At 68.7% G+C, this 16,668-nt stretch carries 16 protein-coding genes; 10 read left to right on the top strand and 6 right to left on the bottom strand.

Annotated elements, in window-relative coordinates:
- Positions 1 to 187: 187 nt before the first annotated feature.
- Positions 188 to 739: a putative Fe-S cluster assembly protein SufT gene (gene sufT, locus AC6CH2_RS10830; protein ID WP_223620317.1), complete on the bottom strand. Its 552-nt coding sequence runs from the start codon at positions 737 to 739 to the stop codon at positions 188 to 190.
- 101 nt (positions 740 to 840) lie between these two features.
- On the opposite strand from sufT, the gene AC6CH2_RS10825 reads away from it, so the two are divergent.
- Both AC6CH2_RS10825 and AC6CH2_RS10820 read left to right on the top strand, forming a co-directional pair.
- A complete protein-coding gene (locus AC6CH2_RS10825; protein ID WP_498269260.1) occupies positions 841 to 1,293 on the top strand; it encodes a hypothetical protein in 453 nt (150 codons plus the stop codon).
- 161 nt (positions 1,294 to 1,454) lie between these two features.
- The gene (locus AC6CH2_RS10820) at positions 1,455 to 1,817 is read left to right on the top strand and encodes a hypothetical protein (protein WP_498269259.1); all 363 of its coding nucleotides are present in this window, start codon (positions 1,455 to 1,457) and stop codon (positions 1,815 to 1,817) included.
- Between the two features lie 387 nt (positions 1,818 to 2,204).
- Here the strand turns inward: AC6CH2_RS10820 and pdxR are convergent, their stop codons facing one another.
- A complete protein-coding gene (gene pdxR / locus AC6CH2_RS10815) occupies positions 2,205 to 3,656 on the bottom strand; it encodes a MocR-like pyridoxine biosynthesis transcription factor PdxR (protein WP_498269258.1) in 1,452 nt (483 codons plus the stop codon).
- Between the two features lie 284 nt (positions 3,657 to 3,940).
- Between pdxR and AC6CH2_RS10810 the strand changes: the two genes are divergently transcribed.
- From AC6CH2_RS10810 to AC6CH2_RS10800, 3 genes are all read left to right on the top strand, one after another.
- Positions 3,941 to 4,846 carry a helix-turn-helix domain-containing protein gene (locus AC6CH2_RS10810; protein WP_498269257.1) on the top strand — a complete coding sequence of 302 codons (906 nt, stop codon included), beginning with the start codon at positions 3,941 to 3,943 and terminating at the stop codon, positions 4,844 to 4,846.
- Positions 4,847 to 4,962: 116 nt separating this feature from the next.
- Positions 4,963 to 5,469: a hypothetical protein gene (locus AC6CH2_RS10805; RefSeq protein ID WP_498269256.1), complete on the top strand. Its 507-nt coding sequence runs from the start codon at positions 4,963 to 4,965 to the stop codon at positions 5,467 to 5,469.
- Positions 5,459 to 6,064, top strand: a complete 606-nt coding sequence (locus AC6CH2_RS10800; RefSeq protein WP_498269255.1) for a cytochrome P460 family protein — start codon at positions 5,459 to 5,461, stop codon at positions 6,062 to 6,064. Before AC6CH2_RS10805 ends, AC6CH2_RS10800 begins: the two co-directional genes overlap by 11 nt.
- Positions 6,065 to 7,192: 1,128 nt before the next feature.
- Here the strand turns inward: AC6CH2_RS10800 and AC6CH2_RS10795 are convergent.
- Both AC6CH2_RS10795 and AC6CH2_RS10790 read right to left on the bottom strand, forming a co-directional pair.
- The gene (locus tag AC6CH2_RS10795) at positions 7,193 to 8,626 is read right to left on the bottom strand and encodes an NAD(P)(+) transhydrogenase (Re/Si-specific) subunit beta (RefSeq protein WP_498269254.1); all 1,434 of its coding nucleotides are present in this window, start codon (positions 8,624 to 8,626) and stop codon (positions 7,193 to 7,195) included.
- Positions 8,627 to 8,768: 142 nt separating this feature from the next.
- Complete coding sequence (locus AC6CH2_RS10790) at positions 8,769 to 9,065, bottom strand: NAD(P) transhydrogenase subunit alpha part 2 (protein ID WP_435395335.1); 297 nt, start codon at positions 9,063 to 9,065, stop codon at positions 8,769 to 8,771.
- Between the two features lie 265 nt (positions 9,066 to 9,330).
- Here AC6CH2_RS10790 and AC6CH2_RS10785 point away from each other — a divergent pair, with 265 nt between their 5' ends.
- Genes AC6CH2_RS10785 through AC6CH2_RS10775 form a run of 3 tightly spaced genes read left to right on the top strand, consistent with a single transcriptional unit; the run spans position 9,331 to position 10,810 of the window.
- Positions 9,331 to 9,885 (top strand): RNA polymerase sigma factor, encoded by a 555-nt coding sequence (locus AC6CH2_RS10785; RefSeq protein WP_498269527.1) that lies wholly within the window; start codon positions 9,331 to 9,333, stop codon positions 9,883 to 9,885.
- The gene (locus tag AC6CH2_RS10780; protein WP_498269253.1) at positions 9,882 to 10,310 is read left to right on the top strand and encodes a hypothetical protein; all 429 of its coding nucleotides are present in this window, start codon (positions 9,882 to 9,884) and stop codon (positions 10,308 to 10,310) included. The genes AC6CH2_RS10785 and AC6CH2_RS10780 overlap by 4 nt, the downstream gene beginning before the upstream one ends.
- Positions 10,311 to 10,315: 5 nt before the next feature.
- Entirely contained in the window at positions 10,316 to 10,810 is a 495-nt protein-coding gene (locus tag AC6CH2_RS10775; protein WP_498269252.1) for a DUF3106 domain-containing protein, read from the top strand.
- Between the two features lie 455 nt (positions 10,811 to 11,265).
- Here AC6CH2_RS10775 and AC6CH2_RS10770 read toward each other — a convergent pair whose 3' ends face one another.
- Together AC6CH2_RS10770 and AC6CH2_RS10765 are read right to left on the bottom strand one after the other, a co-directional pair.
- Positions 11,266 to 12,384 carry an NAD(P) transhydrogenase subunit alpha gene (locus AC6CH2_RS10770; RefSeq protein ID WP_498269251.1) on the bottom strand — a complete coding sequence of 373 codons (1,119 nt, stop codon included), beginning with the start codon at positions 12,382 to 12,384 and terminating at the stop codon, positions 11,266 to 11,268.
- Between the two features lie 202 nt (positions 12,385 to 12,586).
- Positions 12,587 to 14,905, bottom strand: coding sequence for a DUF1631 family protein (locus tag AC6CH2_RS10765; RefSeq protein WP_498269250.1), 2,319 nt, complete (start codon positions 14,903 to 14,905; stop codon positions 12,587 to 12,589).
- A gap of 126 nt (positions 14,906 to 15,031) precedes the next feature.
- On the opposite strand from AC6CH2_RS10765, the gene AC6CH2_RS10760 reads away from it, so the two are divergent.
- Together AC6CH2_RS10760 and AC6CH2_RS10755 are read left to right on the top strand one after the other, a co-directional pair.
- A complete protein-coding gene (locus tag AC6CH2_RS10760) occupies positions 15,032 to 15,616 on the top strand; it encodes a nitroreductase family protein (protein ID WP_498269249.1) in 585 nt (194 codons plus the stop codon).
- Between the two features lie 23 nt (positions 15,617 to 15,639).
- The gene (locus AC6CH2_RS10755) at positions 15,640 to 16,569 is read left to right on the top strand and encodes a 5'-3' exonuclease (protein ID WP_498269248.1); all 930 of its coding nucleotides are present in this window, start codon (positions 15,640 to 15,642) and stop codon (positions 16,567 to 16,569) included.
- Positions 16,570 to 16,668: the final 99 nt, after the last annotated feature.

The following is a 16,668-nucleotide window of genomic DNA, read 5'->3' as shown; positions in this document are numbered from 1 at the left end:
ATCGGTGGCCAGGCGAACGGACGCGACGAGACACGCCGACGACGGCTTCGGCCGATCGGTTCAGCGTGTCTGGTTCAGCGCGTTCAGGTGGTCGGGCGGCGTGCCGGCGGGCGCCGGCGACGCGCGATGCGAGCGGCAGCGTCGGCTGCCGTCGCGTTCAGGGCATTCCGGCTCAGGGCATGCCGGTTCAGAGCATGCCGGTTTCGAGTCGGGCAGCCTCGGACATCATGTTGCGGTTCCACGGCGGGTCGAACACCAGCTCGACGTCGGCCTCGGCCACGGTCGGGATCATCTCGAGCTTGGCGCGCACGTCGTCGACCAGGATGTCGCCCATGCCGCAAGCCGGCGCGGTCAGGGTCATGCGCACTTCGACCATGCGCTGGCCGTCGTCGCGGTGCTTGACGGTGGCCTCGTAGACCAGGCCGAGCTCGACCACGTTGATCGGGATCTCCGGGTCGAAGCAGGTGCGCAGTTGGCGCCAGACCAGTTGCTCGACCGCTTCGTCGTCGGCTCCCTCGGGCAATTCCAGCGGTTCCGGCGGCTCCTTGCCGATCGCGTCGGCATCGCGGCCGGCGATGCGGAACAGGTTGCCTTCGACGAAAACGGTGTAACTGCCGCCCAAGGCCTGGGTGATATAGCCGACGCTGCCCGCGGGCAAGGTGACCTGGTCGCCCTGGGGCACCAGGACGACGGCGCAATCGCGCTCGAAACGGACGGGTTCGCTGCTGCGGGAATACATGGCGGAAAGATGGGGATGCCGTGCCGCAGCACAAGTCGCACCATTCTACCGGCCTGGGACCGCTATGCTGTAGGGCTTGCCCCGCCCACAGTGTTCCGCCCATGACCGTCGCCCACCCGACCGAACAGCGCAGCCCGGCCTCGGCCGACCGCCACGAACGCCGCGTCACCCCGTTCTCGTGGCTGCTGCTGATGCTCGGCACCTTCGGTTTCGCCGCGTTCTGGGTGCTGTTCTCGGTGGCTTACGACCATCAGTTCAGCTGGATGGCGGTGATCGGGGCGCTCGACATCGCCTGGATGCTGCGCCTGGGCGGCTGGCGCCCTGGCGCGCGCCGGGCCGCGCTGGGCCTGTCCGCGACCGCGGTGATCGTGGTGGTGGCCAACTGGGGCATCGCCTCGTCCCAGGTCGGCGCCATGCTGGGGCTCGACCCCTTGGAGGCCGCGCCCAAGCTGGGCCCGCACTTCGCCTGGACCCTGATCCAGCTCGCCAACACCGGCACCGACCTGGCCTGGCTGGCCGCCGCCGCGGTGGTGGCGGTGGTGGCTTCGCGCTGAGCTTCGGCTTCCCTGCCTGTCTGGGGATTCGTCCTTTCACCGGAATTCTGCTCGGCCTTCGAGGCCGCAGCTCTGCCTGGGGTGAAGTAAGAGGTTGCGAATCCGCCACTGTAGGAGCGGCGTGAGCCGCGACCGCGGGACGCGCAGAAACGCCAACACCGATGTTGCTCATCGAAGTGGCGTGCCGTCGCAGGGTAGGAGCGGCGTCCTACTGGATTTCCTACGGTCACAAGCCGACTGCGTTCGTTCAGCCGCCATCGCCGGCCGGGATGGGTATCTATCTCAACCACGACGCCGTTGCCGTTGCCGGGGTTTTGATCTGCTTTGCCGCTTTGCCGGTCAAGGGGAGACCCGGAGGGCGCCGCACAGGACGTGCGGCGTTTTCCGATAAGACAGGGACGTCTTATCGGAAAATCCCAGCGCAAGCTGCGTGCTCGCAGGGGAGCTTCGTCAAGGAAAAGCCCTTTTCTTTGGTGACTTTCTTTTGGGGCTTTGGCCAAAAGAAAGTTACCCGCACCCTTTAGGGGGCGGAAGCTTTGCACTTGCTTATAGCTTCTTGAGAGGCAAGGTCAAGATCAAACGATAAGAGCTTCCGCCACTAAAGCGGCGGGTAACTTTCTTTTGTCTAAAGCAACAAAAGAAAGTCACCAAAGAAAAATGCTTTTGTTTTGAATCACAGGCCCGCACGAGCGATGCCAACGCAGGGATTTTTCATACGGGACATCCCTGTCCCGATGAAAAACGGCGCGCATCCCTGCGCGCCGCCCTTCGGGTCTTCTATTGCCTTCGCAAGTGCTAGGCACGCACAGCAAAGACAAAAGCAAAGGGCAAAGGGCAAAGGGGCAAAGGGGCAAAACGATGCACAAACGCCGGCGGATGCAATCGCATCGCCGACCGGGACGGCCACTTCCCTACCCCACGCTCGCCCAATCCATCTCGCTCAAACACACTGCGAACACGCGCGCGGCTTCTTCGATCTCGGCCACCGACATCGCGCCGAAGCCCAGCAGCAAGCCCGCACGGGCGGGCGGCTGGAAGTAGTACGGGACGATCGAGTACAGCCCTAATCCCCGGCTCTGCGCATAGGCGATGAAGGCCTCGCCTTGGGCGACGCTGCGTTCGCGCAGCCACACCACCAGGTGCATGCCGGCGTGGGAATCGTCGATGTCGATGGCGTCGCCGGCCAGACGGCGCAGGGCGTTCAGCAGGACGTCGCGGCGTTGTTTCAATGTCTTCGCAGTGCGGCGCAGGTGGCGTTCGAAACCGCCGTCGGCGAGGAAGTGGGCCAGTGCGGCCTGCTCGATCGCCGGCGAGCCGAAATCGTCGACCCACTTGGCGCTGATCAGGTCGTCGCGCAAACCCGGCGGCGCGACGATGTAGCCCAGGCGCAGCGAAGGAAACAGCACTTTCGAGAAGGTGCCGGTATAGATCACCCGGCGGCTGTCGTCGAGGCCGCACAGGGCCGCGTGCGGTTGCGCGTCGTAGCGGAATTCGCCGTCGTAGTCGTCCTCGAAGATCCAGCAATCGTGGCGGCAGGCGTAGTCGAGCAAGGCGCGACGGCGCGCCAGCGACATCAGCGCGCCGGTCGGGAACTGGTGCGACGGGGTCACGCAGATCAGCCGCGGCGGACGCTCCGGCAGCAGATCGGTGCGCAGGCCCTCGCCGTCGACCGGCACCGGCAGCAGCCGAGCGCCATGGATCTGCAGGGCTTCGCGCACGGCGAAGTACTGCGGCTCTTCGATCACCACCTCGTCGCCTTCGTCGAGCACCACGCGCGCAGTCAGACTGACCGCCTGCTGGGTGCCGGTGACGATCACGATGTCCTCGGGCCGCGCCTGCACGCCGCGGCGCAACGACAGATATTCGCAAACCGCCGCGCGCAAGGCCGGCAGGCCCTGCGCGGTCGGGTAATGCGGCTGGGTGTAGACCGCCGCGTGCGACAGCGCCCGCGCCCAGGCCGAGGTCAGCAGCGGATTGGTGAAAGGCACCCCGTACTGGAAGCTGTGCAAGGCGCCGGGCACCCGCCGGCCCGGCATCTGGGCGTGGTCGTGATAGCGGCGCAGGCGCCGGGCATAGGCGCTCTGCGGCGCGACCCGCTGCGGCGGTTCCGAGCGCGGCTGCACCGGCGCGCCGGGCATGGCGACATAGCTGCCGGAGCCGACCCGCGCCTGCATGAAGCCCTCGGCGCGCAGTTGCTCGTAAGCGGCCAGCACGGTATTGCGGGACACGCCGAGCTGCTGGGCCAGCAGCCGGGTCGGTGGAAACCGCAGTCCGGACGGCAGCCGCCCGGTCATCACCGCGTCCTTGAGCGAGCGGACCAATTGCCCGTGCAACGGTCCTCGGCCATCGAGCGGCAGGTACATTCGCGGCTCCGGATTGGCCCCCCTCGGGCCGCCTGTACGGTCGATATTGCCAAGCCAATGGGCCAGTTGCGAGGGCCGGTCAGCGACTTGGTCCAGGTCGGCACATGCGTACGACAGCCTGGGCGCAACGCGTTCCGTGACGGCGTTGGCGCTCGCAGCCGGGCGGGGCCGATTGGCTCCTTCGAAGCCGGGATTATTGGCCCTGCAGATGCAGGCCAAGGATGGCTAGCTTAGGAGCCAACGAACGTGGCGCCTGCCCGCCACGCCTCCCGGACGAGGGTCGCATGAACCTGCAACATCACCGGATTCATTTCGCCGAGCATCTCGACCTGTCGCAGTCGGCCGCACGGCCGACCCTGCATCTGGTCCGGGCCTCCGGACGCGCCGTCCAGCTCGACCTGCCGGCCGGCTGGCTGTCGCTGTGGCTACCGTTGCGCGGACCGCTGCGCCTGGAAGCCGCCGACAGCATGTGGGAGCTCGAACCCGGCCACCTGCAGATCTGGCGCGACGGCCGCCTGCGCACCAGTGCGCGCCTGCCGTGCTGGTGGTTGTGCCTGTGCGGCCCGGATACCGCCTGGCGCGGTTATCTGCAGACCGGCGCCGACAACACCACCGAGGAGCTGTTCCCCTGGGAGGGCCCGGCGCCGCGCGACGCGCAACGGCTGATGGTGCGGCTGGCGCGGCTCGCTGCGCAGCCCGCCGACACCGGATTCGGCGCGCCGAGCACGCTGGGCGCCAATGGCGACGCGCTGTTGCGCACGCTGTGCGCGCTGCTGATCGATCAACAGCGCGATCTGCAGACGCGGCTGCCGCGCTGCAGCGGCCGCACCCAGCGCCGGCGCCAGCAGACTCTGCTCAGGCTGCTGCGCGTGCAGCACCTGATCCGGCGCCACCCGGAGATCCGTCTCGATCTCAACCGGCTCGCGCGCAGCGCCAACTACTCGCCCTGCCACCTGATCCGGATCTATCGCGAGGTGTTCGACGAAACGCCGACCGAATTCGCCTCGCGCCTGCGCTCGGACCGTGCCTGGCGAATGGTCCGCGAAACCCGCATGCCGGTGTGCGAGATCACCGAGGCCCTGGGCTTCGAGAGCCAGAGCGCGTTCTGTCGCGCCTTCAAGAATTCGTTCGGCCTTACCGCCACCCAGGCGCGGCGCCTCGACCGGCAACTCGCGCGCGCCGCCGCCTAGCCGCCGCGCCACGCGGCGCAGCCGATGCTGCGCCGCACCGGCCGCTACCCTGCATCTTTTCGGACGCTGCTTTCTTCGCAGCGCCGGCCCGCTCTACTCCGCCAGGACCTCGCGCAATGACCCCTGCCCACCGCACCGCGCGATCTTTGCCGCTCTGGACACTGACCGGCGGCCTGATCGCGGCTACGCTCGACATCGTCTACGCCATCACCTACTGGGGCATCACCGCCGGAGTGCCGGCGCAACGCATCCTGCATAGCGTCGCCTCGGGCCTGATCGGACGCGACGCAGCGTTGGCCGGCGGCGCCTCGACCGCCGCGCTCGGGCTGACCCTGCATTATCTGATCGCGCTGGCCATGGCCGCGGTCTACGCCTATGCCGCGACCAAGTTGAGCTGGATGCTGCGCCGGCCATGGCTGTCGTCGACCCTGTACGGCCTGTGGCTGTTCGTGGCGATGAATTTCATCGTCGTGCCGCTGTCGCGCGCCGGGGGCGGCGGCATCCCGAAGGACGTGCTGTGGATCGTGCTCAGTATCCTGGTCCACGTCTGCTTCGTGGCCTGGCCGATCGCCTGGTGCGTGGGCCGCGCCTTGCAACCGGGCGGCACCGCACGTGGCCGCTGAAGCCCCGCGTCCGGGCCGTGCGGCGCTGTGGGCCGCCGCCGTCGCGCTGGTTGCCGCGAGCGGCGCGCTCGCCGCCGGCGGATTCGCCGGCGCCGATCCGGCCAAGGCGGATCCCGCCCGCATCGCGGCAACGCTCCCCGGCCCGGACACGCTACCCTTCCCGGTCGGCTATTCGCGCTGGACCCACATCAAGAGCGGCCTGATCACTTCCGGCCACGCCGCCTACCCTCGCTTCGGCGGACTGCACCATATCTACGCGAATGCCATAGCGCTCGACGGCTATCGCAGCGGGCGCTTCGCCGACGGTTCGGTGCTGGTCTACGACCTGTTCGAAACCCGCGACAACGGCGACGCCACCATCGACCAGGGGACGCGCCGACATATCGACGTGATGGTCAAGGACAGCGCGCGCTTCGCCGCCACCGGCGGCTGGGGCTACGCCGAATTCGCCGCCGGCGAACGTCGCGACCGCCTGCGCACCGCCCAGCGCGAGGACTGCGCCGCCTGCCATGCCAGCCAGAAAGACAATGACCAGGTGTTCAGCCGCTGGCGCGAGGATTCGGCGGCTGCCCCTGTGCCGGCCAGGCGGGATTGAAAGTGGCGCGCCCGAATCGGGAGCGCATCGAGACCGGCCGTCACCCAGCGGCACCGCAAGTTCTTTTCGCCTCTGTCTCTGCACCCTGATCTACCCTCTGACCGCGACCGTGGCTTCTGGCTTGGCTTTGGCGTGAGCCTTGCTGTGCGTCGCCTCGCGCTAGCGACGGCAATAGAAAACCCGGAGGGCGGCGCGCATGGATGCGCGCCGTTTTTCATCGGGACAGGGATGTCCCGTATGAAAAATCTCCGCGGATGCATCGAACGCGCGGGCCCTTGTTTCAAGGAAAAGCATTTTTCTTTGGTTACCTTTCTTTTGTTGCTTATGACAAAAGAAAGTAACCCGCCGCTTTAGTGGCGGAAGCTTTGGGTTTGATCTTGATCTTGATCTCGTTCGATGAACGACGCGCCGCAAGGCCGCCGCAGCGATGTCGCGGCTTGCGCCGCTCCTACCCCTGGCGAAAGCATGCCGCTTCTACGAATAGCGACGGCTTCGTTGTCTATGCGCGTTCGTGGTCGCGACTCACGTCGCTCCTACAGGGCTGCGGCCACGAAACGCCGCGAGACCGAAGCTGCGCAGTCGCGGCTCGCGCCGCTCCTACCCTGCGAAAGTCCGTCGCTTCGACGAACGGCGGCGGCCTTGTCGCCTCTGCAAGTCCCTTGGTCGCGACTCACGTCGCTCCTACAAGGGCCTTGCGGCTACGAGGCAGGTTGAGAGATGGCGGTCGCGGCTCGCGCCGCTCCTACCCTGCGAAAGTCCGTCGCTTCGACGAACGGCGGCGGCCTTGTCGCCTCTGCAAGTCTCTTGGTCGCGACTCACGTCGCTCCTACAGAGGCCTTGCGGCTACGAGGCAAGTTGAGATGGCGGTCGCGGCTGAGGAATGGGCCGCGAGGCCGTCACAACGATCTCGCGGCTTGCGCCGCTCCTACCCTGGCGAAAGCACGCGGCCTCGGCGAATCGCGGCGGCCTTGTCGCCTCTGCAAGTCCCGCGGTCGCGACTCGCGTCGCTCCTACAGAGGCGAGAACAAGACAGCGTAGCGGCAGAACAGAGCGAAGAGCCGATCAAAATCTCAGCACAACTGCTCCGCGTGGCCATCGCGGCCACCACGCACACCCGAACCGGCGGGCTCAATGCCCGCCGTCGAGCGCCTTCAGTTCCGAGACCAGCGCACTGGCCATTTCCGCGCCGTCGCCGTACAGCATCCGGGTGTTGTCGGCGTAGAACAACGCGTTTTCGATGCCCGCAAAACCCGTGCCCTTGCCGCGCTTGATTACGATCGTGTTCCTGGAATTGACCACGTCCAGGATCGGCATGCCGTAGATCGGCGAGGACGGGTCGGTCTTGGCGACCGGGTTGACCACGTCGTTGGCGCCGATCACCAGCGACACGTCGGTGTTGGCGAATTCGGGGTTGATGTCGTCCATGTCGGCGATCATGTCGTAGGGCACGCCGGCTTCGGCGAGCAGCACGTTCATGTGGCCGGGCATGCGGCCGGCGACCGGATGAATCGCGAACTTCACCTTGACCCCGCGCTCGGTCAGCTTCTGGGTCAGTTCCCAGATCTTGTGCTGCGCCTGCGCCACCGCCAGGCCGTAGCCCGGCACGATCACCACGCGTTCGGCGAAGGCCATCATCGCCGCGACGTCCCCGGCTTCGATCGGCTTCTGGGTGCCGCTGATTTCCTGCGCCTGGCCGCCACCGCCGAAGTTGGAGAACAGCACGCCGCTGATCGGCCGGTTCATCGCCTTGGCCATCAAACGCGTCAGCAGCATGCCGGCCGCGCCGACCATGGTGCCGGCGATGATCAGCGCCTCGTTGCCGAGCACGTAACCTTCGAAGGCCACGGCCAGGCCGGTGAAGGCGTTATAGAGCGAGATCACCACCGGCATGTCGGCGCCGCCGATCGGCAGGGTCATCAGCACGCCGAGCAGCAGGGCCAGGACGAAGAAGGCGATGATCACCGGCACGTTGAGGGTCATCACCGCGGCGATGCCGCAGGCCACCATCGCCAACGCGATCAGGCCGTTGAAGATCTGCTGGCCGGGGAACACCACGCGCTTGTCCAGGCGCCCGTCGAGCTTGGCCCAGGCGATCACCGAACCCGACAACGACACCGCGCCGATCGCCGCGCCGACCACCGCCAGCACCAGGGCGATGTTCGGCGTCTGCATTTCGATCACGCCGCGTTCGATCTGCGCGTGCAAGGGCTCGGCCGGCAGCCGCGCCGACAGGCGCAACAGCTCGACCGCGCCGATCGCCGCCGCCGAACCGCCGCCCATGCCGTTGTACAGCGCGACCATCTGCGGCATGTCGGTGATCGCGACCTTCTTGCCCGAGACCCAGGCCAGCGCCGTGCCGATGCCGACCGCCAGCAGGATCAACCCCATGTTGTGCAGGTCGGGCTGGAAGAAGGTCGCCACGGTCGCGATGACCATGCCCGCGCCGGCCCAGCGGATGCCGCTGCGCGCGGTGACCGGCGAGGCCATGCGCTGCAGGCCCAGCAGGAACAGGGTGGCGGCGACCAGGTAACTGCACTTGACCAAGATACCCAGCCAGATCATGCGATCGCCTCCGCCGGGACTGGGGATTGGGGACTGGGGATTCGACGTCCGAAGCGGAAGTCACGGGCGTTCGCGGCCCCCTCGGCGCTGTTGCGAGTCCCGAGCCGCGAGTCCCGAGTCCCGCCGTCAAACGACAATCCGCTCATGCGCCACCCGCCTTCTTGCTGGACTTGAACATCTCCAGCATGCGTTCGGTCACCACGTAGCCGCCGGCGGCGTTGCCGGCGCCGAGCAGCACGGCGACGAAGCCGATGGCCTTTTCCAGGGTGGTCTCGGCGTGCCCCAGCACGATGATCGCGCCGATCAGGACGATGCCGTGGATGAAGTTGGAACCCGACATCAGCGGTGTGTGCAGGATCACCGGCACCCGCGAGATGATCACGTGGCCGGCGATGCCCGCCAGCATGAAGATGTACAGCGCCACGAACCCGTCGCTCATCCGTTCTTTCCCCATGCGATGTCTGCCGCATCATAACCGGCCGTGAATGCGGCGCCAGCGTTGTCAACCGATCCGGCCCCGGGGCGTTGCCGGATTCCGTAAGCAATGCACATTCCACCGCACAGGAATCCCCATGCCGACCCCGTCCGACCCCAGCGCGCGCCCCCGGGCCGCGGCGCACTGAGGAGCCGTCCAGGTGCTGCAACCGCCAGGCGCCCGTATGCTGGACAGCGTGAGCATCGATGCCGATCCGCGGGTCCAGGACATGCCGCCGCTGCCCGGGGACGGGCTGCCGGAGCCGGCCGCGCGCCTGCCGGCGACCATCGACGCCTTCCTGGCCGGGCTGGGCACGCGGGCGTTCCGCTTCGCCGAGCTCGGCCTGCGCCACCGCGAGGACGCCCTCGACGCGGTCCAGGACGCGATGATGAAGATGCTGGCTTACCGCGAGCGCCCGGCCTCGGAATGGACCCCGTTGTTCTGGAGCATCCTGCGCAGCCGGATCGTCGACATCCAGCGCCGGCGGACCTTCCGCCTGCGCTGGCTGGCGCCGGCGCCGCGCGAGGACGACGCGCCGCTGGACTGGGCCGACGACGGCCCGGACCCGCAGCGTACTCACGACGGCCGCGAAGCCTATGCGCGCCTGAGCGAGGCGCTGGCCAGGCTGCCGCGCAGGCAACGCGAGGCCTTCAGCCTGCGGATCCTGGAAGAACTCGACGTCGCCACGACCGCGCGGGCGATGGGTTGCAGCGAAGGCGCGGTGAAAACCCATCTGTCGCGCGCGCGCGAAGCCCTGCAGCGGCAATTGGAGGAATGGCGATGACGACCCCGAACGAACGGCCCGCAGCGGCCCCCCAGCTTCACTCCGCAGTGGATCGCGACCAGCGTTTCGACCAGGCCATGCGCGCCCTGCACGCACGCGCCGTCGAGCAGGTGACCCCGCAGACCCGCGCGCGCCTGCGCACGATCCGCAGCGAGGCCTCGGCCGCGCCGGTGCGCCGCGCCGGCGTGCTCGGCTGGGCCCTGGCCAGCGGCGGCGTGGCCGCGTTCGCCCTGGTCCTGGGCCTGCACGTCGGCGGCAACGGCGGCGCGCCGGCGGCGCCCGAGACCGCGCCGGCCGTGGCGGGCCTGGCGCCGGCCGACGCCGCCTACGACCCCGGCACCGCCGTCGCTGCGCTCGACGAGAACCCCGACCTCTACCTGTGGCTGGCGTCCAACGGCGACGCCCTGCCGAATCCCACGGAGTAAGCGCCATGCGCCGCACCTTCCCTAGCCGCACCTGCAAGAGCCGCCGCCTGGGCCCGATCCTCGCCGCCCTGGCCCTGCTCGCCGCCGCCCCCGTCTTCGCCGGCGACCCGCCGGCCGCCGCCCGCAGCGCCGCGCCGTTGCCGGCCTGGGAGCAGCTGAGCCAGGCCCAGCGCGAGCAACTGATCGCGCCGATGCGCGATCGCTGGAACAACTCGCCCGATGAGCGCCAGCGCATGCTCGAACACGCCCGCCGCTGGCAGCAGATGACCCCGGACGAGCGCCAGAACGCGCGTCGCGGCATGAAGCGCTGGGAGCACATGAGCCCGGAGGATCGCGGCCAGATGCGCGCCCTGTACGCCAAGATGCGCGGCCTCGACGACGAAGGCCGGCGCGCCCTGATGGCCAAATGGCGCGGCATGACCCCGGAGCAGCGCCGTGCGTGGGCGCTGGCCAACCCCGCGCCGCCGAAGCCGGACCGGCCGCGTCCGTCGCGCGATTGAGATGCGCGGCGGCCGCTCTCGTGGTTGCGCCGCCGCCCCTGTAGGAGCGACACAAGCCGCGACCGCGCAACCCCGATCGCCCGCGCCGGCGGCCGCAGGTTCGCGGTCGCGGCTTGCGCCGTTCATACCCCGGCGAAAGCGCGCCGCTTCGATGGATGACATAGGCGTTGAGGTCCCTGCGCGTTCCGCGCTCGCGACTCACGTCGCTCCTACAGGGGATGGCGGCGCCGCGCGCGTCAGCTGTTTGCGACTGCGGCCCTTGCTTTGGCTGTGCGCCGCCGCGCACTCGCGGTTGCAAGACCGCAATGGCGCGGTCGCGGCTTGCGCCGCTCCTACCCTGGCGAGAGCGCGCCGATTCGACGAGCGACGACAGCCCCGTCGTCTCCGCGCGTCCCGCGGTCGCGACTTACCTCGCTCCTACAGACGGGCCGTCAACGCAGGCGACGTCGACGGCCTTACGCCGTCGCGGCCGCCACCGCCGCCGGCCGTTCCGGCCACACGGTCTTCGCCAGCAATTCGTCGTTCCAGTCGTAGTTCACCGCCCCGTCGTTGACGAACAGGCTGACGAAATTGAACACGTTGCGCGCATACATCTCGCTGGCATGGACCGCGCCGCTGCTCGCGAGGTTCAACGGGCCCGCGATGGTCACGCCTTCGACGTCGATGGTTTCGCCCGGCCGGGTCAGTTCGCAGTTGCCGCCGGTTTCGGCGGCCAGGTCGACCAGCACGCTGCCCGGCTTCATGCCGGCGATCATCGCCGCGGTCACGATCTTCGGCGCCGGACGCCCCGGCACCGCGGCGGTGCAGACGATCACGTCGATGTTCTTGAGATGCTCGCCGAGCCGGCGCTGCTGCTCGGCGCGCTCTTCCTCGGTGAGCTGGCGCGCATAGCCGCCCTCGCCCGCGGCGCTGACGCCCAGGTCGAGGAACTTGCCGCCCAGCGATTCGATCTGCTCGCGCGTTTCCGGGCGTACGTCGAAGCCTTCGACCTGCGCGCCGAGGCGCTTGGCGGTGGCGATCGCCTGCAGTCCGGCGACGCCGGCGCCGACGATCAGCACCTTGGAGGGCCGGATCGTGCCGGCCGCGGTGGTCAGCATCGGGAAGAAACGCGGCGCCAGCTGGCCGGCGATCAACACCGCCTTGTAGCCGGCCATGCCGGCCTGCGAGCTGAGCACGTCCATGGCCTGCGCGCGGGTCGTGCGCGGCAGCCGTTCGAGCGGAAACGCCTGCAGGCGGTTAGCGACGATGGCCTCGCCGCGCGCGGCATCGGCCTGCGGCGCGAGCAGGCCGACCAGCGCCGCGCCTTCGCGCAAGGCGCCCAGGCGGGCGGGATCGGGCGATTGCACGCACAGCACCACATCGGCCTGGCCGAGCGCCGCGGCGGCATCGTCGGCCAGTTCCGCACCGGCCTGGACATAGGCCTCGTCGGTGAAACTGGCGGCACGCCCGGCGCCGCGTTCGATGCGCACGCGCGCACCTCGGGCGATCAGTTTCTTGCAGGTCTCCGGCGTCAGCGCCACGCGCTTCTCTCCGGCCGCCGTCTCGCTCGCAACGCCAATCGTGATGCCCGACATGCTTCGCTCCGTGCCCCGTTCGCCGCATCGTAGCGGAATGACCGGCGGCCGTGCGATCTCGATGCCTCCGACATCACGACAATGCCCGGAACCAATGCCCCGATCGAACGCCCACATCGAATGTGCTCGGCCGGCCTGAATGCAAAACCCGCCTGGCGGCGGGTCGGGGTCGAGGTGGAGTCTGGCAGGCGCGGGGCCGGACTCAGATCACCCGGTCCAGATGTCGGCGCACCTGGCGCATGGCTTCGTCGAATGCAGTGCGTTCGGCGCCGACCACGAGGCGGCCGGCCGAGGCCAGCGTCGCCAGCTCTTCGGCCGAGGCGACCAGCGCGCGTACGCCGCGGCGGTTGACCAGCAGAAAACGCGAGGTCAGCGGGCTGCTCCAGGCGACCTTGACCGCGATCGTCTCGCCCTGGGTGTTGGTCAGCCGCAGCCAGTCGCCGGGTTCGAGCTGGCGCATGCGTTCGGCCAGCAGGGGATCGTGATTGGCCGAGGTGCTGCCGGCGGCGAGATACAGGCGGCGCTCCTCGGCGACGTCTTCCTCGACTTCGGCCGTCGTCGGCAAGGGATGCTTGGCGCGTTCGATATCCGGCGTGACCAGCGCGCGCACCAGACCGGCCATGCCGTGCTGGGCGGCGCTGTCGTCGAGGCCGGAACTCGCCAGGCACTGCACGATGATCGGCTGCAACGCGAGCAACTGGTCGGCCAGTTCGCGGCCCCGGTTCTCGGCGGCGAGGCGATCGGCCATGACCAGGGCGTCGCCGAGCGCCAGCGCCTGCGCGCGGCGTTTGGGATCTTCGTTCTCGCGCAACAGCACCTGCACCATGTGATGGCGCCAGGGCGTGGCCAGGAAATCGGCGACCGCCTGGGTCAGGCGCGCTTCGCCGATGCGCTCGCGCACCGCCGCGTCGGCCTGGCCGCGCGCCGCGCCGAGACGCTCGCGGCCGTAGGTGGCCTTGGCCGCGCGCTGTTCCTGCAATTCGATGCGGCGCCGATGCTGCGCCAGCAGCGCGTCGAGTTCGGCGTGGGCCAGCTCGAACACCGCGAGGTCTTCGTTGTAGTCCGAAACGATGCGCTGCGAGATCGAGGAGGCGCGCTCGAGCAGGTCGCGGTCCTGCGGCGTCTCGCCGTCGTTGCCTTCGCAGGCTTCGGTGATCGCGTCGAGCAGGCGCCGCGCCGGGTGTTCGCGCTTGACGAACACTTCGTTGTCGGTCAGCGCGACCTTGACGTAGGGCATGACCAGGCGCGCATAGACGCGGCGTGCCCGGTCCTGCAGGGCGTGGTTGCGGAACAGCGAGTCGAACAACAGCGCGACCAGATCGATCGCATCGTCCTCCTCGGCGCTGAAGCAGGTCTGGTCCGGATTGAAGCCGAGCCGTCGCGCGCCGTCGTAGAGCTGGTCGCGGATGGTTTCGCCGAGGCGTCCGGACACCGCCAGCGCGCGCGCATAGGCGTCCGGCGGCTCGGGCTGCAGCAGCGAGGCCATGCCGACCACTTCCTCGACGCGCAGCTCGCGCCGCGGCGCCATCGAACGCTGCGGCATGTGCGCCGGCGGCAACCCGCCGGCCTTGACCAGGCCTTCGCGCCAAGCGTGCAGTTGCGAGCGCAGCTCGGCCAGTTCGTTGGCCATCGCCGCGACGTCGGCCTGCGAGACCGGCTGCGACGGATCGTGGCCGCCGCCGTAATTGGTCGCACGCGCTGCGCCAGGGTGGCCGGCATGGCTTTCGCCGCCGTAGCCGCCCGTCGCGGCGTTGTAATCGTGCATAGGCGTCGAGGACTCGCGATGAGGCACGGTGTCGAATACGTCGTCGAGCGTATTGCGCTCGCGCCGTTCTTCGGCCGCGCGTACCGGCGCGCCGGGCGCCATGCTGCCGTGACCGACGCCGTAGCCCGCGGTCGCCAGCAAGTTGTTGATGCGGCCGTAGAGATCGCCGAGCAGCCGCGCGAGCTCGTGCTCGTACTCGCGGAACAGGCGGACGCGCAGGCTTTCGGTGACCTGGGTTTCGGCGTAGACCGAGATGAAGGCCTTGACCAGCCGGTAGGGACCGAAGGGGTTGATGCCGGCCGGCGCGCCGATCGAGGCCGACAGCATCTTGAGCCGGCCCTGCAGCATCTCCAGCGGCCGCAGATAGCGCTGTTCCAGCGCTTCGGTCAGGCGTTCGCCGTCGAGGTCGAAGGCCAGTTGCTGTTCGCCGACCAGTTGCAGCGGCGAACCGCCGAGGCCGCCGACCGCCGAGGCCGGCGAGCGGAAGGCCTCGAAACCGAGCCCGACCTGCTGCCGAAACGCCATGACATGACTGGCCTGCTGCTGGCGCAGGACCCACAATGCGGCCTGGTCTTCGTATTGGTGATTGCGGCCGTCGCCTTTCAGCGATTCGGCCTTCAGGGCTTCTTCGATCGGTGCGTACAGGGTGCCCGGCAGCCCCCCGAGTTGCTCGAGCGTCTGTCGTTTGATTTCTTCGAGCACGCGCGACGGGTCGGTGCGCGTGGTCTGAGCGACGCCGTGCAAATGACCGGACACTAGCGAAGTTCCCCTGGATGCTTGACGCAGGCGCGTCGGTTTCCGACTGCCTCTGCAGGATAGTGCCAAGATGCGTCCATTAATGCATTGCCGTTCATTTTTGTGACAGGAGTCAATTTGTCTTCCATGCAACCCAATGATCTCGACTTGCTGCGCGCGCTCGATAACCGACGTTCGGTGCCGGCGAAGCAACTTTCGGCCCCCGGACCGGACGAATCGACGCTTCAGCGTATGTTGCGGACGGCCGTGCGCGTGCCCGACCACGGCAAGCGGGTGCCGTTCCGCTTCCTGATCCTGCGCGGCGACGACCGCCACGTGCTCGGCGAACGCGTCGCCGCACGCGGCATCGAGCTGTTTCCCGAGGCCGGCGCCGGCGCCGTGGAGAAAGATCGCACACGCTTTTCTCACGCGCCGATAATCGTCGCGGTGATCGCCAAGCTGGGCCCGGACGAAAAAATCCCCGAGTTCGAGCGCACCCTGACCGCCGGCTGCGTCTGCTTCGCCCTGCTGCAGGCCGCGCAGGCCTTCGGCTTCGGCGCGGTGTGGCTGACCGGCTGGCCGGCCTACGACGAGCAGGTCCAGCGTTGGCTGGGCCTGGCCGCCGAGGAACGCATCGCCGGCTTCATCCATATCGGCACGCCCAAGCTCGAAGCGCCCGAGCGCGACCGCCCGGACCCGGCCGATCTGACCCAGATCTGGTCGCCGACCTGAGCGCCGCGTGCTTGAATGACGCCATGACTATCGCGCCGCGCACACCGCTTTATCTGGTCGACGCCAGCCTGTACGTGTTTCGCGCCTGGCATTCGATTCCGGACGAGTTCCAGGACGCCGAGGGCTGGCCGACCAACGCCGTGCACGGTTTCGCCCGTTTCCTGCTCGAGCTGATCGAACGCGAGCGCCCGCGCCACATCGCGATCGCCTTCGACGAAGCCCTGGACTCGTGCTTCCGCAACGCCCTGTATCCGGCCTACAAGGCCAACCGCGACCCGGCGCCGGAAGCGCTGCGCCGCCAGTTCGGCCACTGCAAGGCCTTGTGCAGCGCGCTGGGCCTGTCGGTGCTGGCCCATGTCGAGTACGAAGCCGACGACCTGATCGGCAGCGCACTGGCGAGCATGCGCACGCATGGCTACCGCGGCGTGATCGTCTCGGCGGACAAGGACCTGTCGCAACTGCTCGACGGCCACGACGAGCAGTGGGACTTCGCCCGCGGCCAGCGCTGGACCGCCGAAGGCGTGCCGGCGCGGCATGGCGTGCTCGCGCGCCAGATCGCCGACTACCTGGCCCTGACCGGCGATGCGGTCGACAACATCCCCGGCGTGCCCGGCATCGGCGCCAAGACCGCGGCGGCCCTGCTCGGCCATTTCGATACCCTCGACGCCTTGCTCGCGCGGGTCGAGGAAGTGCCGTTCCTGCGCGTGCGCGGCGCCGCCAGCGCGGCCGCACGACTGCGTGAACACCACGCTCAGGCTCTGCTGTGCCGCCAGTTGGCGACGATCGCGCTCGACGCCCCGCTCGGCGACAGCAGCGGCCACTTCGTGCGCGGCCAGGCCGACGGCGCCGGCCTGCTGGAACTGTGCGATCGCCTGCGGTTCGGGCCGATGACCCGCCGCCGCCTGCATGAAGCGGTGGGGCTGGACTTCGCGACGTCACAGGTTCCGTCGTAGCATCGCAGTCTTGCAACAACACTGCGATGCCATGACGCGAGGAACGCAATGACGCCGGCCGACCACGGACACTCCGACCGACACGACCGCGAGCACGAC

This window comes from Lysobacter sp. GQ73 (assembly GCF_059758755.1).
The sequence above is the reverse complement of the archived record's forward strand: the minus strand, read 5'-3'. Positions and strand labels throughout refer to the sequence as shown.